General features: G+C 29.7%; 19 protein-coding genes, 1 other RNA gene and 1 pseudogene. 15 read left to right on the forward strand and 6 right to left on the reverse strand.

What is annotated here, in order from left to right; all coding sequences use genetic code 11:
• Positions 1-190, forward strand: a 190-nt coding sequence (locus tag ACFDSN_RS08675; RefSeq protein ID WP_375239454.1) for an inner membrane CreD family protein, incomplete at its 5' end; no start/stop codon positions are given.
• 53 nt (positions 191-243) lie between these two features.
• Positions 244-600: a DUF2809 domain-containing protein gene (locus tag ACFDSN_RS08680; RefSeq protein WP_375239456.1), complete on the forward strand. Its 357-nt coding sequence runs from the start codon at positions 244-246 to the stop codon at positions 598-600.
• A gap of 59 nt (positions 601-659) precedes the next feature.
• Here the strand turns inward: ACFDSN_RS08680 and ACFDSN_RS08685 are convergent, their stop codons facing one another.
• Both ACFDSN_RS08685 and ACFDSN_RS08690 read right to left on the reverse strand, forming a co-directional pair.
• A complete protein-coding gene (locus tag ACFDSN_RS08685; protein ID WP_375239457.1) occupies positions 660-1,445 on the reverse strand; it encodes an SDR family NAD(P)-dependent oxidoreductase in 786 nt (261 codons plus the stop codon).
• Positions 1,432-2,637, reverse strand: a pseudogene (locus tag ACFDSN_RS08690) (NAD(P)-dependent oxidoreductase). Before ACFDSN_RS08690 ends, ACFDSN_RS08685 begins: the two are co-directional and overlap by 14 nt.
• 290 nt (positions 2,638-2,927) lie before the next feature.
• Between ACFDSN_RS08690 and ssrA the strand changes: the two are divergent.
• Both ssrA and ACFDSN_RS08700 read left to right on the forward strand, forming a co-directional pair.
• Positions 2,928-3,322: a transfer-messenger RNA gene (gene ssrA, locus ACFDSN_RS08695) on the forward strand.
• Between the two features lie 82 nt (positions 3,323-3,404).
• Positions 3,405-3,761 (forward strand): hypothetical protein, encoded by a 357-nt coding sequence (locus ACFDSN_RS08700; RefSeq protein ID WP_375239458.1) that lies wholly within the window; start codon positions 3,405-3,407, stop codon positions 3,759-3,761.
• Between the two features lie 5 nt (positions 3,762-3,766).
• Here ACFDSN_RS08700 and ACFDSN_RS08705 read toward each other — a convergent pair whose 3' ends face one another.
• Both ACFDSN_RS08705 and ACFDSN_RS08710 read right to left on the reverse strand, forming a co-directional pair.
• A complete protein-coding gene (locus ACFDSN_RS08705; RefSeq protein ID WP_375239459.1) occupies positions 3,767-4,597 on the reverse strand; it encodes a GLPGLI family protein in 831 nt (276 codons plus the stop codon).
• A 76-nt stretch (positions 4,598-4,673) separates the two neighbouring features.
• Positions 4,674-5,597: a LysR family transcriptional regulator gene (locus ACFDSN_RS08710; protein WP_375239460.1), complete on the reverse strand. Its 924-nt coding sequence runs from the start codon at positions 5,595-5,597 to the stop codon at positions 4,674-4,676.
• Between the two features lie 303 nt (positions 5,598-5,900).
• Between ACFDSN_RS08710 and ACFDSN_RS08715 the strand changes: the two genes are divergently transcribed.
• Both ACFDSN_RS08715 and ACFDSN_RS08720 read left to right on the forward strand, forming a co-directional pair.
• On the forward strand, positions 5,901-6,872 hold the full coding sequence (locus tag ACFDSN_RS08715; RefSeq protein ID WP_375239461.1) for a sodium-dependent bicarbonate transport family permease: 972 nt from the start codon (positions 5,901-5,903) through the stop codon (positions 6,870-6,872).
• An 82-nt stretch (positions 6,873-6,954) separates the two neighbouring features.
• On the forward strand, positions 6,955-7,269 hold the full coding sequence (locus tag ACFDSN_RS08720; protein ID WP_375239462.1) for a hypothetical protein: 315 nt from the start codon (positions 6,955-6,957) through the stop codon (positions 7,267-7,269).
• A 70-nt stretch (positions 7,270-7,339) separates the two neighbouring features.
• Here the strand turns inward: ACFDSN_RS08720 and ACFDSN_RS08725 are convergent, their stop codons facing one another.
• Together ACFDSN_RS08725 and ACFDSN_RS08730 are read right to left on the reverse strand one after the other, a co-directional pair.
• The gene (locus ACFDSN_RS08725) at positions 7,340-7,708 is read right to left on the reverse strand and encodes a rhodanese-like domain-containing protein (RefSeq protein ID WP_375239463.1); all 369 of its coding nucleotides are present in this window, start codon (positions 7,706-7,708) and stop codon (positions 7,340-7,342) included.
• A 1-nt stretch (position 7,709) separates the two neighbouring features.
• Entirely contained in the window at positions 7,710-8,018 is a 309-nt protein-coding gene (locus tag ACFDSN_RS08730) for a rhodanese-like domain-containing protein (protein WP_375239464.1), read from the reverse strand.
• A gap of 324 nt (positions 8,019-8,342) precedes the next feature.
• On the opposite strand from ACFDSN_RS08730, the gene ACFDSN_RS08735 reads away from it, so the two are divergent.
• The 9 genes from ACFDSN_RS08735 to ACFDSN_RS08775 all read left to right on the forward strand — a co-directional run.
• A complete protein-coding gene (locus tag ACFDSN_RS08735) occupies positions 8,343-9,737 on the forward strand; it encodes an anthranilate synthase component I family protein (protein WP_375239465.1) in 1,395 nt (464 codons plus the stop codon).
• Position 9,738: 1 nt separating this feature from the next.
• Positions 9,739-10,305, forward strand: a complete 567-nt coding sequence (locus ACFDSN_RS08740; protein ID WP_375239466.1) for an anthranilate synthase component II — start codon at positions 9,739-9,741, stop codon at positions 10,303-10,305.
• 46 nt (positions 10,306-10,351) lie between these two features.
• The gene (gene trpD / locus ACFDSN_RS08745) at positions 10,352-11,344 is read left to right on the forward strand and encodes an anthranilate phosphoribosyltransferase (RefSeq protein ID WP_375239467.1); all 993 of its coding nucleotides are present in this window, start codon (positions 10,352-10,354) and stop codon (positions 11,342-11,344) included.
• 17 nt (positions 11,345-11,361) lie between these two features.
• Entirely contained in the window at positions 11,362-12,147 is a 786-nt protein-coding gene (trpC, locus tag ACFDSN_RS08750; protein ID WP_375239468.1) for an indole-3-glycerol phosphate synthase TrpC, read from the forward strand.
• Between the two features lie 67 nt (positions 12,148-12,214).
• A complete protein-coding gene (locus tag ACFDSN_RS08755; protein ID WP_375239469.1) occupies positions 12,215-12,844 on the forward strand; it encodes a phosphoribosylanthranilate isomerase in 630 nt (209 codons plus the stop codon).
• Positions 12,845-12,856: 12 nt separating this feature from the next.
• Complete coding sequence (gene trpB, locus ACFDSN_RS08760) at positions 12,857-14,038, forward strand: tryptophan synthase subunit beta (RefSeq protein WP_375239470.1); 1,182 nt, start codon at positions 12,857-12,859, stop codon at positions 14,036-14,038.
• Positions 14,039-14,050: 12 nt separating this feature from the next.
• The gene (gene trpA, locus ACFDSN_RS08765) at positions 14,051-14,815 is read left to right on the forward strand and encodes a tryptophan synthase subunit alpha (protein WP_375239471.1); all 765 of its coding nucleotides are present in this window, start codon (positions 14,051-14,053) and stop codon (positions 14,813-14,815) included.
• 85 nt (positions 14,816-14,900) lie between these two features.
• The gene (locus ACFDSN_RS08770; protein WP_375239472.1) at positions 14,901-15,356 is read left to right on the forward strand and encodes a tRNA (cytidine(34)-2'-O)-methyltransferase; all 456 of its coding nucleotides are present in this window, start codon (positions 14,901-14,903) and stop codon (positions 15,354-15,356) included.
• Positions 15,356-16,378, forward strand: a 1,023-nt coding sequence (locus tag ACFDSN_RS08775; protein ID WP_375239473.1) for a hypothetical protein, incomplete at its 3' end; no start/stop codon positions are given. The genes ACFDSN_RS08770 and ACFDSN_RS08775, both read left to right, overlap by 1 nt.

Consider the following 16,378-nt stretch of genomic DNA (forward strand, 5'->3'; position numbering starts at 1 on the left):
TTATTCTAAATCTATTTTAAATTATTGGAAATTCCCAATACTCATAAGTTCATCCTTAACTGCATTATATATCTTTATATACACTATTATACAATTAGAAAACTATGCACTTTTAGTTGGAAGTATTGGCTTATTTATTATACTAGCCATAGTAATGTATGTTTCTAGAAAAATAGAATGGACTAACTAATATAAATTTAAAAGCGACTTATAGAAATATAGGTCGCTTTTATATAATTCCAAATGATTAAGTTCAACTCTAAGTTTGCCTTAATAACCTTATACTTATTGGCTACAGAAATTTGTTTTGCTTTATTTCTAAAAGATGGTTTTATTCGTTACACCTTTGGAGACTTTTTAGCAACCATTTTATTGTATTGTGCCATAAAAAGCGTATTCAACTTAAAATCCAAATACATTGCTTTTATAACATTAAGCATTGCTTTTACACTAGAGGCTTTTCAATATTTCAATCTATTAGAAGTTCTTAATCTACACCATTACAAACTACTTAATATTGTAATGGGATCTCATTTTAGTTTGGAAGATGTTTTAGCTTATACCTTAGGGACTTTATGTATTTATTTTATAGATAAATAACACTACTCATTCTGTATTAACACAAAACAAAAACCTTAAAAAAAAAGAAAAGATAAAAACTAAGCTCTATTCTTCTCTTGAATTTTCCTAACAATATTAGCAGCTGTATTTCTAGAAAGTACTCTTGGCAATAATGCCAAAAACTTATTAAAACCACCAGGAATTGCATAAGTTTTTCCTTTGTGCATGGCTTTATAACCATATAAAGTTACTTTTTTAGGGCAACCCATATTAAAACCAATTTTTCCTTTATCTTCTCCTTCTTGAACGGTTTTCTGAAATAGTGTTTTTGTTGGTCCAGGACAAAAAGCGGTTACAGTAACTCCAGTACCTTTTAACTCGTTTGCTATAGCTTCAGAAAAAGATAATACATAGGCTTTTGTAGCATAATACAATGCCATTAATGGTCCTGGTTGAAATGCTGCTAAAGAAGAAACATTTAACACTTTACCACTTCCGTTTGTTACCATATCTTTTAATAACAACTTTGTTAAATGCGTAGTTGTAATAACATGTAGATTCAACATTCCTAATTCGCGTTCCCAATTATTTTCATGAAACGAACCAAACATACCAAAACCTGCATTATTGATTAAAACTTCAATAGTGTAGTCTTTAACTTGATTAAATAATTTCTGTGCAGACTCTTGTTTACTTAAATCTTGAGCTATTGTAATTACTTTAATGTTGTAGTTTTCTTCTAAAATACTTTTTTCTAATTGTAATTTATCAGTGTTTAAATCCACCATAACAATAGTGTATTTATCTTTAGCTAATAAATTACAAAACTCTAATCCTAAACCAGAAGCTGCACCAGTAACTAGAGCTGTTTTATTCTTTTCCATCTACAAAATCTTGTAGATAGCTATATCTATCTGTTAATTTTCCATTTTCTGTCATTTTTGCTCTAGCTAAAACACCATCAACATCATTATTATAAAATGCAGGAATAACATGTTCTAAAAATGTTTCACCAAAACCTTCAGAAGCATCTTTAGGTAATTCGCAAGGTAAGTTATCTACAGCCATCATTGTTATGCAATCTTTAGCATTAAAAGCAACTTCTTGTTCTGTTTTAGCATCATAACCATAAAAAGGATCTGCTATAGTAGAAGGTCTAATTGTACTTGCAACTGGTCCGTCTATGTCGCAAGACACATCTGCAACCAAATTTATTCTAAAGTCTGGATGCTTTGCATCTTCACGGGTAAATAAAAATGGAGCACCATCTCCATAAAAATGACCTGCAATAAAAAAGTCAGTTTCTTTAGCATAAGCCATAAAATTACTTTGATAACCAGATGGATCTTTGTAAAATTCATATTTATTTCCGGCTTTGCCGTCTGTACGTTTGTTATATTCCATAACATCTGACATACAATAAACTGGTTCAGTAAAATCTCCAGTTAAATAAACCGTATCTGTAACTTCTTTAATTTTTAAATGATCTAAAATTTCTTTAGCGCCTTGAGCAACTTTACCTGTTCCTGTTAAAACTATTTTAATATTTGGAATAGTAATTTTATCCAATTCTGCTTTTACAGCATCTAAATCTGCTAACGTTTCTACTTTAGGTAAATTGAATATTCCATCGCGTAGTCCTAAAGCTCTAAATCCATTATAAGCGCCAACTCATCCCGCATAACGACCAAAACCAATAAGTCTAGAATTATTTTCACGAACAATAGTTTCGTGATCATACATTTCTATATTTTTGTCTAAGATAACTTTAAGTAACTCACGATTGTAAGGTTGCTTCTTAATAGTATGACTAAAAAAGAAATATTTTTTATTAGGAATTAACGCATCCATTGGCACTTCTTTTACACCAATCATTACATCTGCATCACTTACATCTTGAGCAACTTCAAATCCTAAATCTTCATATTGACTATCTCTAAAAACACGTATATCCGAAGACTCAACAATTATTTCTGCTTTTGGAAATTTTGTTTTAAATTCTTGTAAAGCTTCTGGAGAGAATACCACACGTCTGTCTGGTGGATTTTTACGTTCTTTAATGATAGCGAATTTCATATTTATTTTGTTTGGACTAGTATAACTTAAAATGATGCTGCTAAATTAATATTAAATTAATGCGCTAGCAAATAATTTATTTTACAAGACTTAGCTCTTGATTGTTATTCTTTAGTACTTAATTCTATCTAATCTATAAGTTGCTAATCGATTTTTAATCTTAATCTTTTTAGAAAGTTGAATTGGTATAGTGTTTGAACTATAATTTTTGTTAATTTTGCTAATTCGCGTTATTAATTACTCATAGATTGTTTTTTGAAACAATTCGTGAATAGTTCACAATTAAAAATGGGGTCGACTGGTTTTGACAGCGAGATTTATGAATTAGTAAGCACGTCGAGTAATGAAATTATACTCGTAAATACTTATTTCAACTTTTTAATCGGCGAGAATAACTACGCTTTAGCTGCATAATCTGAATTATAGTAAGATTAAGCCTCGGTACACAAGGTGTACAAGCTTTATGTCTCCGGAAAGCCTTGATTGGCGGCGTTCCATTTTGAGGCATCGAAAATGTCAATATAGATTTAGTGAAGCTTTGGCACTATTTCGAAATAAAAAAGCTAAGCTAAAAACAGATTGTCTTTAATCAGTTTTTAGTCGAAAATCTAAGAAAAGGATAAACGTGTAGAAAGCTGATTGATGACTTGTTTGGACGAGAGTTCGATTCTCTCCGACTCCACTTTAAACCCTACAACTATTATGTCTGTAGGGTTTTTGCTTTAGAATTGACAGGAGTTGCTGACAATATAAAAAATTAAATCTTTATGACTTTAGAAGAATTAGTTGGAACATATAACATTACTGGTAAAAATCAAGATGAAGAAAACTCAGACTATAAAGGAGTTTTAGAATTAAGCTTAGATTTTGATAATAGAATTGTAGCAAAATGGAATATTTATGAGAACCAAACTCAACTAGGAAAGGGCTTTTTTAAAGACAATATATTAGTTATTAACTTTAATTACCTGTCTGAAGATTTTAAAACCTACAAAGGTGTTGTTGTTTACAAATGTGTAACTAAAGATATTCTAGAAGGTTTTTGGTCTGAAAAGCATGGAAATCCGTTATACTTAGGCCAAGAAACGGCTTATAGAACTAAACCCGTTACTAGCTTAAATTAAGCTAATTATCTTCCCATTCTATTACTTCTAAATTCTTTCATTTTCTGTAAAACAATATCTTGGTATTCTTGCTTTGATACTTCTTTTCCTTTATTTGGAATAACAATTTCTATTTCTTCTTCAGGGTTAATTACAATTTTTGAACATAGTATAGTTGTATTATCTGCGCTTACTTCTAAAATTAAGCCTGGTAATCCAGAATATTCTAAAGGACCAGTAGCAACTGGTATTTGCAACGTATACCAAGCTTCTACTTGCGTTAGTTCTATTTGGTTTTCTGTACCATCTTTCTTTTCGGCAGTTCGTAATTTCCCCCAAGAAAAGGCATACCAATTAAGATCGTTTGTTGGAATTAAAGCATTAGCTCTAAAGCAGGTGTAATTTCCAATTTGTTTAGTTTCACCACTTAATTGCCAATCAATTTTTAGCAAACTATCTTTAACCATAAATCGTTTACCATAAAATTCTTGATTTTGAATTTGGGTTTTACTTTTTAAATTTTTGTATTGTAGGCCTGGTGTAAAATTCTTACCCCAAGAATCTGTTGCTCCAGATATAGCATCTATTTTTTCTTCTTCATAAAAGCTAGATTCTTCTTTATTAAAAGACAATACATATGTTTTTTGTAATCTATTTTTTAATCTAGAGGCTACATCTTTCTTTTGTGCTTCTGTTAATTGATTTCCCCATTTACCTAAATCCATTTTTTGTTTTGAAAAATAATAAGCTTTAGCTTGAAAATCATCCAACGAAACATATTCAAGATCTCTATTTACACTAGTCGTGAAAATCAATAACAACGATAAAAGGCTTAATTTTAAAAGATTACTTTTCATAATATAATTTCCTATTTTGTTTAACAAAAATACTAAAATAATAAACATAATAAACTTCTATGTGAAAATTTTAACATTAATAAGCATTAAACCACTCAAAATGATCTTTCATTATTTTAGATTTATTCATATTAATATACTCTATAAATGCTTTGGCTACATAAGACATATTTTTAGAACTTAACCAAATAAGATTCCAATTACTAACTATAGGTAAATCTTTAACTGGAATAACTTGTAAGTCTCCATTTTGCAGTTCATTTTTAATTCCAATTAAAGGCATTATTGAAAAACCTAACCCAGCTACAACAGCTTGTTTTATAGCTTCATTAGAGGTTAATTCTATTTTTTTATAGGTAGATATTTTATTAGAAGCCATAAAACGCTCCATTGCATATCTGGTTGCAGAACCTTGCTCCCTATATATTAAAGGCAATTCCTCAATCTCTTTAATAGATAGGTTTTTATTTTTAAGATGGAATTGCTTTCCTCCAATTAAATACAATTTGTTATCCATTAGAGAAATCGTTTCAATTTTAAGATGCTTTGGCAAAGTAGAAACCATAGCAAAATCTATATCATTATTTTCTAAAGCTTTTACAACAGAAGCTTTATTAGTTACATCCATAACCAAATCTACACCAGAATTTTTCCTTATAAAGTCTGTTAAAAAATATGGCATAGCGTACTTTGCTGTAGAGACTATAGCTAGTTTTAATTTACCTGCTAATTCACCCTGAAAAGCTAATGCTTGATAGTTTATTGATTCTACCTGAGATAAAATAGCCTTAGCTGCCAATGTAATTTCTTCACCAAATTCTGTAATATAAATTCTTCTTCCAACAACTTCGAACAAAGGAATTTTAAATTGGTCTTGAAACTTTTTTAATTGAATAGATACTGCTGGCTGAGTCAAAAACAACTCTTCAGATGCTTTCGTAACACTCTTTAGGTCTGCAACTTTATTAAATATCTCTAATTGATGTAATGTAAAGTTCATAGTATTTAATTATATATAACATAATAAATATAAATAAAAATATATACAAATAAGATGTAATCTTTGCACCAAGAAAAATAAACACAACATTAAAACACAACAAAATGAAACCAAAAACAAAAAAACACACATCTAAATCAAGAATAGCAACACCTAACAAAATAAGTGTTCTAATATTTTGCTTACTGAGCCTATTTTTTATTTACCTATCATTAACCAATAATAGTTTATTCTTAACAGAACTACTATTAAGTTTTAGTCTTATTGGATTTGCTCTTCTAAATAATGTTACAAATAAATAATATGGATTTAAATATACTTATAGATAATCTTACAAACCCTGCATTACTTTTTTTCTTTTTAGGAGTTATAGCGGTTCAACTAAAAAGCGATTTAAGTATTCCTGAAAATTCGTCTAAATTCATTTCTTTATATCTTTTATTATGTATAGGGTTTAAAGGTGGACAAGAATTAGCTCACAGTACTTTTAATATGGAAATACTTTGGTCTTTACTTTTTGGAATCCTATTAGCCACTATAGTTCCAATTTATACTTATTTTATTTTAAGAAAAAAGTTTAGCATAGAAAATGCCGGAGCAATAGCTGCTGCTTACGGCTCTGTAAGCGCTGTAACATTTGTAACAACCATAGCTTTTTTAGAAATGAAAAACATTCCTTTTAGCGGACATATGGTTGCTGTAATGGCATTAATGGAAGCACCATCTATTATGATTGGCCTTATTTTAATGACTATATCAAAAAAGAAGAAAAAGAATACTGAAAAAAGCATTCCAATGAAGAAAGTAATACATCACTCTCTAACAAATGGAAGCGTATTACTTATTATTGGAAGTTTAATTATTGGATTTCTAACTAGTGAAGCACAAGCTGAAGGCATCAAACCTTTTACCACAGATATTTTCAAAGGTTTTTTATCTGTATTTCTTTTAGATATGGGAATTACTAGCGGACGTAAATTATCTGATTTTATCAAAAAAGGTTGGTTTGCCTTTGTTTTTGCAATTTTAATACCAGTACTAAACGGCTGTCTTGTAGCAGTTGCTTCTGGTCTATTTATGGAAACTACAGGCAATAGACTTTTAATGGCCATCTTAGCCGCCAGCGCATCTTACATTGCCGTACCAGCAGCTATGAAATTAGCAGCTCCAAAAGCAAGCCCAAGTCTTTACATACCAATGGCATTAGCTATAACTTTCCCTTTTAATATTACAATAGGAATGCCATTATATTTATGCATAACAAACATGTTATAACAAATATTTATAATATAAATAAAATATATAAATAAAAACATATCAACTATTTAGTTGAAATTTGTAAAATAAAATAAAAACTATGGAAACTTTAGAATTATTAAAATCAGACATTAAAAACGCAAAACAAAATATTAACCTAATTGACGGTTGTTTTTCTTCAAGTGAAGCTTCAGATATAATAAATGCGCTATTAAAAGTTAAAATAAATTTTCATAAGCTTCATAGACTTTCTATTACTGAAGGAAATAGCAAAGACAAATGCGAGGTAGATAATTCAAGAATAAATGAACTTATTAATGAAGAAGCTTTCGCAAAAGCCTTTTTTACTCAAGCTAGACTTCAGGGTAAGAAATTAAAAATGACAAGTACAATTAATATAACTGTAGAAGATTAATTATAATAAGTGTTAAATTAATTTTTAAAAAGCCAAAACTAAATGTTTTGGCTTTTTTTATGCAAGCTATTTATTTAATTGGCTTCCATTTTGAGTATCCACCTTCTAAATCGTAAATTTTAGTAAAACCTAAATCTTTCATTTTTTTTGCACATTTAGCACTTCTCCCTCCTTTTTGGCAAAATACAATTACAGGTTTGCTTTTATCTAATTCTTTGATTTGAACTTCAAAATCATCAGATAGAAAATCAATATTCTTAGCATTTAATATAGATCCTGCATTAAACTCTTTAAGTGTCCTAACATCAACTAACTGAACTTGATCTTCTTTTAGAATCAACTCCATTTCTTCTTGTGTAACCAATTGTATCGTTTTATCGTCTTTAGCAATACAACTAAAAAATAAAATTACAGCTAAAAAACCAACTACTTTTTTCATATTATATAGCTGTTTCTCCTTTCCACTCCATAAAACCACCTAATAAGTTATAAGCGTTTTCAAAACCTAACTGATTCATAACTCCACAGGCTTGACCGCTTCTTCCTCCTGATTTACAGTAAACAAAATACGTTTTAGACTTATCTAAAGCTTCAATTTCATCAATAAACCCTTGACCTTTATGTATATCTATATTAATTGCATTTGGAATATAACCTTCTGAAACCTCATCTTCAGTTCTAACATCTAAAACAATCGCGTTATCAGAATTTTTTAATTGTGTAATCCACTCGTCTTGAGATAAATTCATTGTAATATGTTTTTTTATTTATTAATAACAAAAATACATTATTTATGCCAAAATGTTAAAAAACTTATTTTTTGATTTTTTATGCTTAAAAATTTGAAAACCGAACCAATCGTCACTATATTTGCTTCGTAATTATGAAAAACAGAACAACAATTAATTGGTGGTGGAACTTTCGAAACTAAACGTCGTGAGCAAAACCATTATATCTATAAATTAGACTAAGGCTTATCTTTCACGATAAGCCTTTTTTTTGTTTAAAATTATAAATGGATTTTAGGACATTGGATATAACACAATTTAGATACTGAAATAAAGTTAGCATAAATGAATACATTTCAATTAAAAACACATTTTAAAAAAATTCTTGCAGATACCATAACACCTGTTAGTATTTATTTAAAAATACGGGATAAATTTCCAAATAGTATTCTGTTAGAAAGTAGCGACTACCACGCTAACGATAATAGTTTCTCTTACATTTGTTTTAACCCTATTGCAACTATTAAAGTTGAAAACGAATTGGTTTCTCAAAGATATCCTGACAATTCTACAACAATAGATAAGGCAGAAAACGTAACACAACAAATACAAGAATTCACGCAACGGTTTAAAGCCGACGAGAATTTAGATTTTAAATTTATAAACAATGGTATATTTGGTTATACTGCTTACGATGCGGTCCGCTATTTCGAAGATGTTTCGATTTCTAAAAAACCAAAATCTTTAGACATTCCAGATATTCAATATGCTGTTTATAAAAATATCATAGCAATAAATCATTTTAAAAATGAAGCATACATTTTTGCACATTGTTATAATTCTGAAAACAATGTAGATGAGGTTTTTCAACTTATAAAATCAAAAAATTATGCGACCTATAAATTTGATACAAGTGCAGAGATAACATCAAATTTATCTGATAGCGAATACAAATCTCAAGTTGAACAAGCTAAAAAACACTGTGCTCGTGGCGATGTTTTTCAATTGGTTTTATCAAAAAAATTCAGTCAAGAATTTAAAGGCGATGAGTTTAACGTATACAGAGCTTTAAGAAGCATAAATCCATCACCTTATCTATTTTATTTTGATTATGGAAGTTTCAAAATTTTTGGAAGTTCTCCAGAAGCACAATTAGTTGTTAATAAAGGTACGGCTGAAATTCATCCAATTGCAGGAACTTTTAAACGTACTGGAAACGATGAACAAGATGCTGAATTAGCTAAAAAATTAGCTGCAGATAAAAAAGAAAATGCAGAGCACGTTATGCTAGTAGATTTGGCAAGAAACGACTTAAGTCGCCACGGAAGTCAGGTTAAAGTAGAGACTTACAGAGAAGCACAATTTTTCTCTCACGTTATACATTTAGTAAGTAAAGTTACAGGTAAAGTTCACGCTAACACACCAACAATGCAAGTGGTTGCAGACACATTTCCAGCTGGAACATTAAGTGGTGCACCTAAACACAAAGCTATGCAACTTATAGAGCAATACGAAAAAACGAATCGTGCTTTTTATGGTGGAGCAATTGGATTTATGGATTTTAAAGGTAATTATAATCACGCCATAATGATTAGAACTTTTTTAAGTAAAGATCATGAACTACATTGGCAAGCTGGCGCAGGAATTGTATCTAAATCTACTGCCGAAAGTGAATTACAAGAAGTATATAATAAATTAGGTGCGTTAACTAAAGCTATAGAACTAGCAAAAGACATTTAAAATGAAAAAAATATTAGTTATAGATAATTACGACAGTTTCACATACAATTTAGTTCACTATTTAGAAGACTTAAATTGCGAGGTTGTAGTAAAAAGAAACGATAAACTAACGCTTGAAGAAGTAGATGCTTTCAATAAAATTTTATTATCACCAGGACCTGGAATTCCAGACGAAGCAGGATTATTAAAAAACATTATAAAACAATATGCTCCAACAAAAAGCATTTTAGGGATTTGCTTAGGACAGCAGGCTATTGGTGAAGTATTTGGAGGAACACTAATAAATTTAGACGACGTATTTCATGGTGTAGCAACAGACACAAAAGTTATTGTTGATGACGAAGTTCTTTTTCAAAACATGAATAAAACTATAGAAGTTGGTAGATACCATTCTTGGGTTGTAGACTCTAATTTACCTGAAATACTAGAAGCTACATCTTTAGATAAAAACGGACAAGTTATGTCTTTACGCCATAAAATCTATGATGTTCGAGGCGTACAGTATCATCCAGAAAGTGTATTAACACCAAATGGTAAACAAATTTTAGAAAATTGGGTTAACAGTTAAGAATATAACTTCGATTAATTTTCAAAAAAATAAAGACCAGATAAAAATGAAACACATATTAAATAGACTAATAAACCAAGAAAGCATCTCTACACAAGAAGCCAGAAATGTATTAGTTAATATCTCAGAAGGAAAGTATAATCAAAGTCAGATTGCATCATTTCTAACTGTTTATATGATGCGAAATATTACCTTAGAAGAACTTCAAGGCTTTAGAGATGCATTATTAGACTTATGTATTCCTGTAGATATTTCAGATTTTAATGCTATAGATTTATGTGGTACTGGTGGAGATGGAAAAAACACGTTCAATATTTCTACTCTAGCCTCTTTTATAACTGCTGGCGCAGGTGTAAAAGTGGCTAAACATGGCAACTATGGTGTTTCTTCAGCTTCTGGCTCATCCAACGTTATGGAAGCTTTAGGTGTAAAATTCACTAACAATACAGATGTTTTAAAAAACACGTTAGATAAAGCAGGTATCTGTGTAATGCATGCACCGTTATTTCATCCAGCAATGAAAAACGTAGCTCCTATTCGTAGAGAATTAGGTGTGAAAACATTTTTTAATATGCTTGGACCAATGGTAAATCCTTCTTTTCCAAAAAACCAAATGGTTGGTGTTTTTAATTTAGAATTACAACGTTTGTATGGCTACTTATATCAAAACACAGATAAGAATTATAGTATTATTCACGCTTTAGATGGCTACGATGAAATTTCTTTAACAGGAAAAACTAAAATAATAACCAATAAATCTGAAATAATGTTAGAACCATTTGATTTAAACTTAAAGCAAATCAATCAGACGGATATTTTTGGTGGAGAAACAGTTGAATCTTCGGCTAAAATATTTAAAAACATTATCTCTGGAAATGGTACTGAAGCTCAAAACAATGTGGTTTGTGCAAATGCAGGGTTAGCAATTGCAACAGTAAATAACATTACACATAAAGATGGATTTATTTTAGCGAAAGAGAGTTTAACTAGTGGAAGCGCCAAGACTAGCTTAGAAAAACTAATAGAATTAAGTAAATAAATATCTAAAACTGAAAAATGGATATCTTAAGTAAAATAGTAATCGATAAACGTATAGAGGTTAGTTTACGTAAAGAACTAATTCCAATCAAACAATTAGAGCAATCTATATTATTTGAACGTGAAACATTTTCGTTAGTTAAAAAATTAAAAAAAAGCAGCACAGGAATAATTGCAGAACACAAACGTAGATCGCCATCAAAACAAGTTATTAATCATAATTTAAACGTATTTGATGTAGCAAAAGGCTATGAAAGTGCTGGCGTTTGTGGAATGTCTGTTTTAACCGATGGTAAATATTTTGGTGGAAGTTTAGACGATTTATTAGCAGCAAGAGCAAGTTGTAACCTACCTTTGTTACGCAAAGAGTTTATAATAGATACGTATCAAATCCTTGAAGCAAAAGCCTATGGAGCAGATGTTATTTTATTAATTGCAGCGATTTTAACAAAAAATGAGATTAAACAATTCTCTGAACTTGCAAAAAGTTTAGAATTAGATGTACTTTTAGAAATTCATAACGAAGAAGAATTACATAAATCTATTATGCCAAGTTTAGATATGCTTGGTGTAAATAATCGAAATTTAAAAACCTTTGAGGTAAGTTTAGATATTAGCAAGGAATTAAGCAAACTTATTCCTAACGATTTTGTAAAAGTATCCGAAAGTGGCATTAGCAATATTGAAGCTATAAAAACATTACAACCTTTTGGTTATAAAGGTTTTTTAATAGGAGAAAACTTTATGAAAACTAATAATGCAGGAGAAAGTGCTGAGGTATTTATAAAAGAATTAAATAACTAAGATAATTTGTATCAAGAAGACTAAAAGTTAAAGGATAAAACCAATAACTAATAATAAAACAAAAAGTATGAAATTAAAAGTATGTGGTATGAAACAAGAAAACAACATTTTAGATGTTGCGGATCTTGAACCAAATTATATGGGGTTTATTTTTTATGAAAAATCTCCAAGAAATTTCAAAGAATCTATCCCAGAACTACCAGAAGGCATCGAAAAAATAGGCGTTTTTGTAGATGCTACTATAGATTTTATTGTATCAAAAGCAGAAGAACACAAACTTAATGGCATACAGCTTCATGGAAATGAAACTCCAGAGTTTTGTGAACAACTAAAAGGATATGACTTTTTAGTAATCAAGGTTTTTTCTATGAAAAATCAATTCGATTTTAAAATATTAGAACCTTACCAAGAGGTTTGCGATTATTATTTATTTGATACAAAAGGAAAAGAACCAGGTGGAAATGGCTATACATTTAATTGGAACTTATTAAAAAAATACACCTATAACAAACCATATTTTTTAAGTGGAGGAATTGGAATGGAAAATATGGACGCGTTATTATTATTCTTAAAACGACCAGAATCTCGTTTATGTTGCACTATAGATGTAAACAGTAAATTTGAATCTTCTCCAGCATTTAAAGATATTATTTTATTAAAAGAATTTAAATATCAATTGGCAAAACACGGATATTAAAAAATAACAATTATGACTTATAACATTGACGACAAAGGTTATTATGGAGAATTTGGTGGCGCATACATTCCTGAAATGCTTTACCCAAACGTTGAAGAATTACGTCAGAATTATTTAAAAATAATGGAAGAAGATTCATTCAAAGAATCTTTTGACCAATTATTAAAAGATTACGTTGGTCGTCCTTCACCTCTATATTTCGCAAAACGATTAAGCAAAAAACACAATACCAAAATCTACTTAAAAAGAGAAGATTTAAATCATACTGGCGCTCATAAAGTAAATAACACCATTGGACAAATATTAATGGCGCAACGCTTAGGTAAAACACGTATAATTGCAGAAACTGGCGCAGGACAACATGGCGTTGCTACCGCAACTGTTTGCGCTCTTATGGGAATGGAATGTATTGTTTATATGGGCGAAATTGATATAGCTAGACAAGCACCAAACGTAGCTAGAATGAAAATGCTTGGCGCAACGGTTATTCCAGCAACTTCTGGAAGCAAAACACTAAAAGACGCTACTAACGAAGCTATTAGAGATTGGATTAACAATCCCGTAAACACACATTACATTATTGGTAGCGTTGTTGGACCTCATCCATATCCAGATATGGTAGCACGTTTTCAATCAGTTGTTTCGGAAGAAATCAAATTGCAACTAAAAGAAAAAGAAGGCACAGAAAAACCAGATTACGTTATTGCTTGTGTTGGTGGCGGAAGTAATGCTGCTGGCGCATTTTATCATTATTTAGAAGATACTAACGTTAAGCTTATTGCAGTAGAAGCTGCAGGAAAAGGCATTAACTCTGGAGAAAGCGCAGCAACTTCTGTTTTAGGAAGAGAAGGTATTATTCACGGAAGTAAAACTTTATTAATGCAAACAGAAGATGGACAAATAACTGAACCTTATTCAATTTCTGCTGGATTAGACTATCCTGGTGTTGGTCCAATGCATGCACATTTGTATAAAACTGGCCGCGCAGAGTTTATCTCTATTACAGATGATGAAGCTATGAATGCTGGATTAGAACTCAGTAAACTAGAAGGAATTATTCCCGCTATAGAAACCTCTCATTCTTTAGCTATTTTTAAAGAAAAAAAATTTAAACCAAATGATGTAGTTGTTATTAATTTATCCGGCAGAGGCGATAAAGATTTACAGAATTATATTGATTATTTCAATTTATAAAAGTCATTTTCAATGAATAGAATAAACAAGAAATTAAACGAAGACAAAAAACTATTATCTATATATTTTTCCGCAGGATTTCCAAACTTAAACGATACAGTTTCGGTTATAGAAAACCTTGAAAAAAATGGCGCAGATATGATTGAAATAGGATTGCCATTTAGCGATCCTTTAGCCGATGGACCAACCATTCAAGAAAGTTCTACCATTGCTTTAAAAAATGGGATGACTACAGAAACGCTATTCAATCAATTAAAAGACATTAGAAAAACCGTTTCTATTCCTTTAATTATAATGGGGTATTTTAATCCAATATTGCAATATGGCGTAGAAGCTTTTTGCAGGAAATGTGAAGAAGTTGGTATAGATGGCTTAATTATTCCTGATTTACCAGTAGATGTTTACAATGAAGCATACAAAACTACTTTTGAAAAATACGGACTAATAAATGTATTTTTAATTACACCACAAACAAGTATAGAACGCATTAACTTTATAGATTCTATTTCTAATGGGTTTATTTATATGGTTAGTAGTTCAAGTGTAACTGGAAGCAGTTCTGGATTTGGAAAAGAACAAATCGATTACTTTAAACGTATAGCAGATATGAATCTTCAAAACCCACAAATTATAGGATTTGGAATTTCTGACAACGAAACATTTAAACAGGCTACCACTTATGCAAAAGGTGCAATTATTGGGTCTGCTTTTATTAAACATTTGCATAAAAATGGAAATTCTAATATTGATGCTTTTACAAAAAGCATCTTAAATTAAGATTTGTAAAAAATTATAGTTTTAAGTTAAAAGCTACCAAAAGCCTAAATTATTAATTAATTTAGGCTTTTTATTTATACAACCTATGCCTTTAAATATTGTTTTAATTGAACCAGAAATACCAAATAATACAGGTAATATTGGTAGACTTGCATTAGCTTCTGGAAGTAACCTACATTTAGTTAAACCTTTTGGCTTTGAACTTAGCGACAAAAGGTTAAAGCGTGCAGGATTAGATTACTGGCAACACCTTAATGTTATTTATTACGACAATTTAAACGACTTTTTAAATAAGAATAAAGAATCTAACATGGTATTCCTATCTAGCAACGGAACAAAAAAACATTGGGATATTAATTTTAAAGATAATTTATTTTTAGTGTTTGGTAAAGAATCTGTTGGATTGCCTAAAGGTTTAATTAAAAATGAAGAAAATAAACTATTTAAAATCCCTTTGTATCATGATAAAATAAGAAGTTTAAATTTAGCAAATGCAGTTGGAATTTGTATTTATGAAGGATTAAGACAGTTAGAATTATAATGAAATACACTTCTGCTATTTTTAATAAAGGTTATAACCTAAAACTTATTATTATTTGCTCTATACTTTTAGCGTTATATTACCCATTAGTAAGTCCTTTTGGTTTAGCTATTTCCCCAGATTCCTCGTCTTATCTTCAAGTTGCTAAATCACTTTTAGATGGAGAAGGGTTTTATAGTAAAACTGGTGAATTTGTTAAACATTGGCCTCCAATTTACAGTATTCTAATTGCCCTAACATCTAAACTTACTTTTACAAATGTAATAACCGCAGGGTTTATTCTAAATGGTATAACATTAATTGTCTCATATGTTTTTGGATATAAAATATTAAAACTATTAAAATTAGATCAAACTCTTTGCTACAGTATTCCTTTTTTAATGGTGATATCTAAAGCATATATAATGATTGCTTTTATGCTTTCAGAAAGCTTATTTTTAGCCTTAGAACTAATAACGTTATTCTATTTTATAAAATGGCAAAAAAGCTCAAACCTCAAAACCCTAATTAGTTTTAGTCTACTTTGTAGTTTACTATTAATTACCCGTTATGCTGCTGTTGGGATAATTGGAGGTTTTTTAATTTTTGAATTATTTTTTGGTAAAAAAAACACAATTCAAAATTTAAAAAATTGCTTTACAATAGGTTTGATTAGTCTTATAGGAATAATTTCTTGGTTGGTTTACGTGAAATTAAAAACTGATACTACAGAAGTTAGACATATTGGAGTTCATATTTTATCCTTTAATAAATTTATTGGAATTTTTAAAAACATAGGCATAATGTTTATTAAAAAGTCGTTTATAATTCTAGGCTTTTACCTGCTATTTGTTATTGGAATAATAATAAATCTAAAACAAATTAAAAACTATTCAAAAGAACTAAAGAAGCATTTTAACGAACACCAAAAACATCTTATTCTATTTACAATATTAAGTTGTATTTATATTATTTTCATAATAATAAGCATGTCCTTTTTCGATAAAAAAACACCACCAAGCAGTCGTATTCTTTGCTTAATA

Source organism: Aurantibacter sp. (assembly GCF_042094015.1).
GTDB lineage: Bacteria > Bacteroidota > Bacteroidia > Flavobacteriales > Flavobacteriaceae > Aurantibacter.

Coding starts and splice junctions, on each gene's coding strand:
- ACFDSN_RS08705 (WP_375239459.1), bottom strand. CDS start 4,597: ATGAAAAGTAATCTTTTAAAATTAAGCCTTTTATCGTTGTTATTGATT.
- trpC (WP_375239468.1), top strand. CDS start 11,362: ATGGATATCTTAAGTAAAATAGTAATCGATAAACGTATAGAGGTTAGT.
- ACFDSN_RS08700 (WP_375239458.1), top strand. CDS start 3,405: ATGACTTTAGAAGAATTAGTTGGAACATATAACATTACTGGTAAAAAT.
- ACFDSN_RS08715 (WP_375239461.1), top strand. CDS start 5,901: ATGGATTTAAATATACTTATAGATAATCTTACAAACCCTGCATTACTT.
- ACFDSN_RS08735 (WP_375239465.1), top strand. CDS start 8,343: ATGAATACATTTCAATTAAAAACACATTTTAAAAAAATTCTTGCAGAT.
- ACFDSN_RS08740 (WP_375239466.1), top strand. CDS start 9,739: ATGAAAAAAATATTAGTTATAGATAATTACGACAGTTTCACATACAAT.
- ACFDSN_RS08730 (WP_375239464.1), bottom strand. CDS start 8,018: ATGAATTTATCTCAAGACGAGTGGATTACACAATTAAAAAATTCTGAT.
- ACFDSN_RS08725 (WP_375239463.1), bottom strand. CDS start 7,708: ATGAAAAAAGTAGTTGGTTTTTTAGCTGTAATTTTATTTTTTAGTTGT.
- ACFDSN_RS08755 (WP_375239469.1), top strand. CDS start 12,215: ATGAAATTAAAAGTATGTGGTATGAAACAAGAAAACAACATTTTAGAT.
- ACFDSN_RS08680 (WP_375239456.1), top strand. CDS start 244: ATGATTAAGTTCAACTCTAAGTTTGCCTTAATAACCTTATACTTATTG.
- trpB (WP_375239470.1), top strand. CDS start 12,857: ATGACTTATAACATTGACGACAAAGGTTATTATGGAGAATTTGGTGGC.
- ACFDSN_RS08770 (WP_375239472.1), top strand. CDS start 14,901: ATGCCTTTAAATATTGTTTTAATTGAACCAGAAATACCAAATAATACA.
- trpA (WP_375239471.1), top strand. CDS start 14,051: ATGAATAGAATAAACAAGAAATTAAACGAAGACAAAAAACTATTATCT.
- ACFDSN_RS08685 (WP_375239457.1), bottom strand. CDS start 1,445: ATGGAAAAGAATAAAACAGCTCTAGTTACTGGTGCAGCTTCTGGTTTA.
- ACFDSN_RS08710 (WP_375239460.1), bottom strand. CDS start 5,597: ATGAACTTTACATTACATCAATTAGAGATATTTAATAAAGTTGCAGAC.
- ACFDSN_RS08720 (WP_375239462.1), top strand. CDS start 6,955: ATGGAAACTTTAGAATTATTAAAATCAGACATTAAAAACGCAAAACAA.
- trpD (WP_375239467.1), top strand. CDS start 10,352: ATGAAACACATATTAAATAGACTAATAAACCAAGAAAGCATCTCTACA.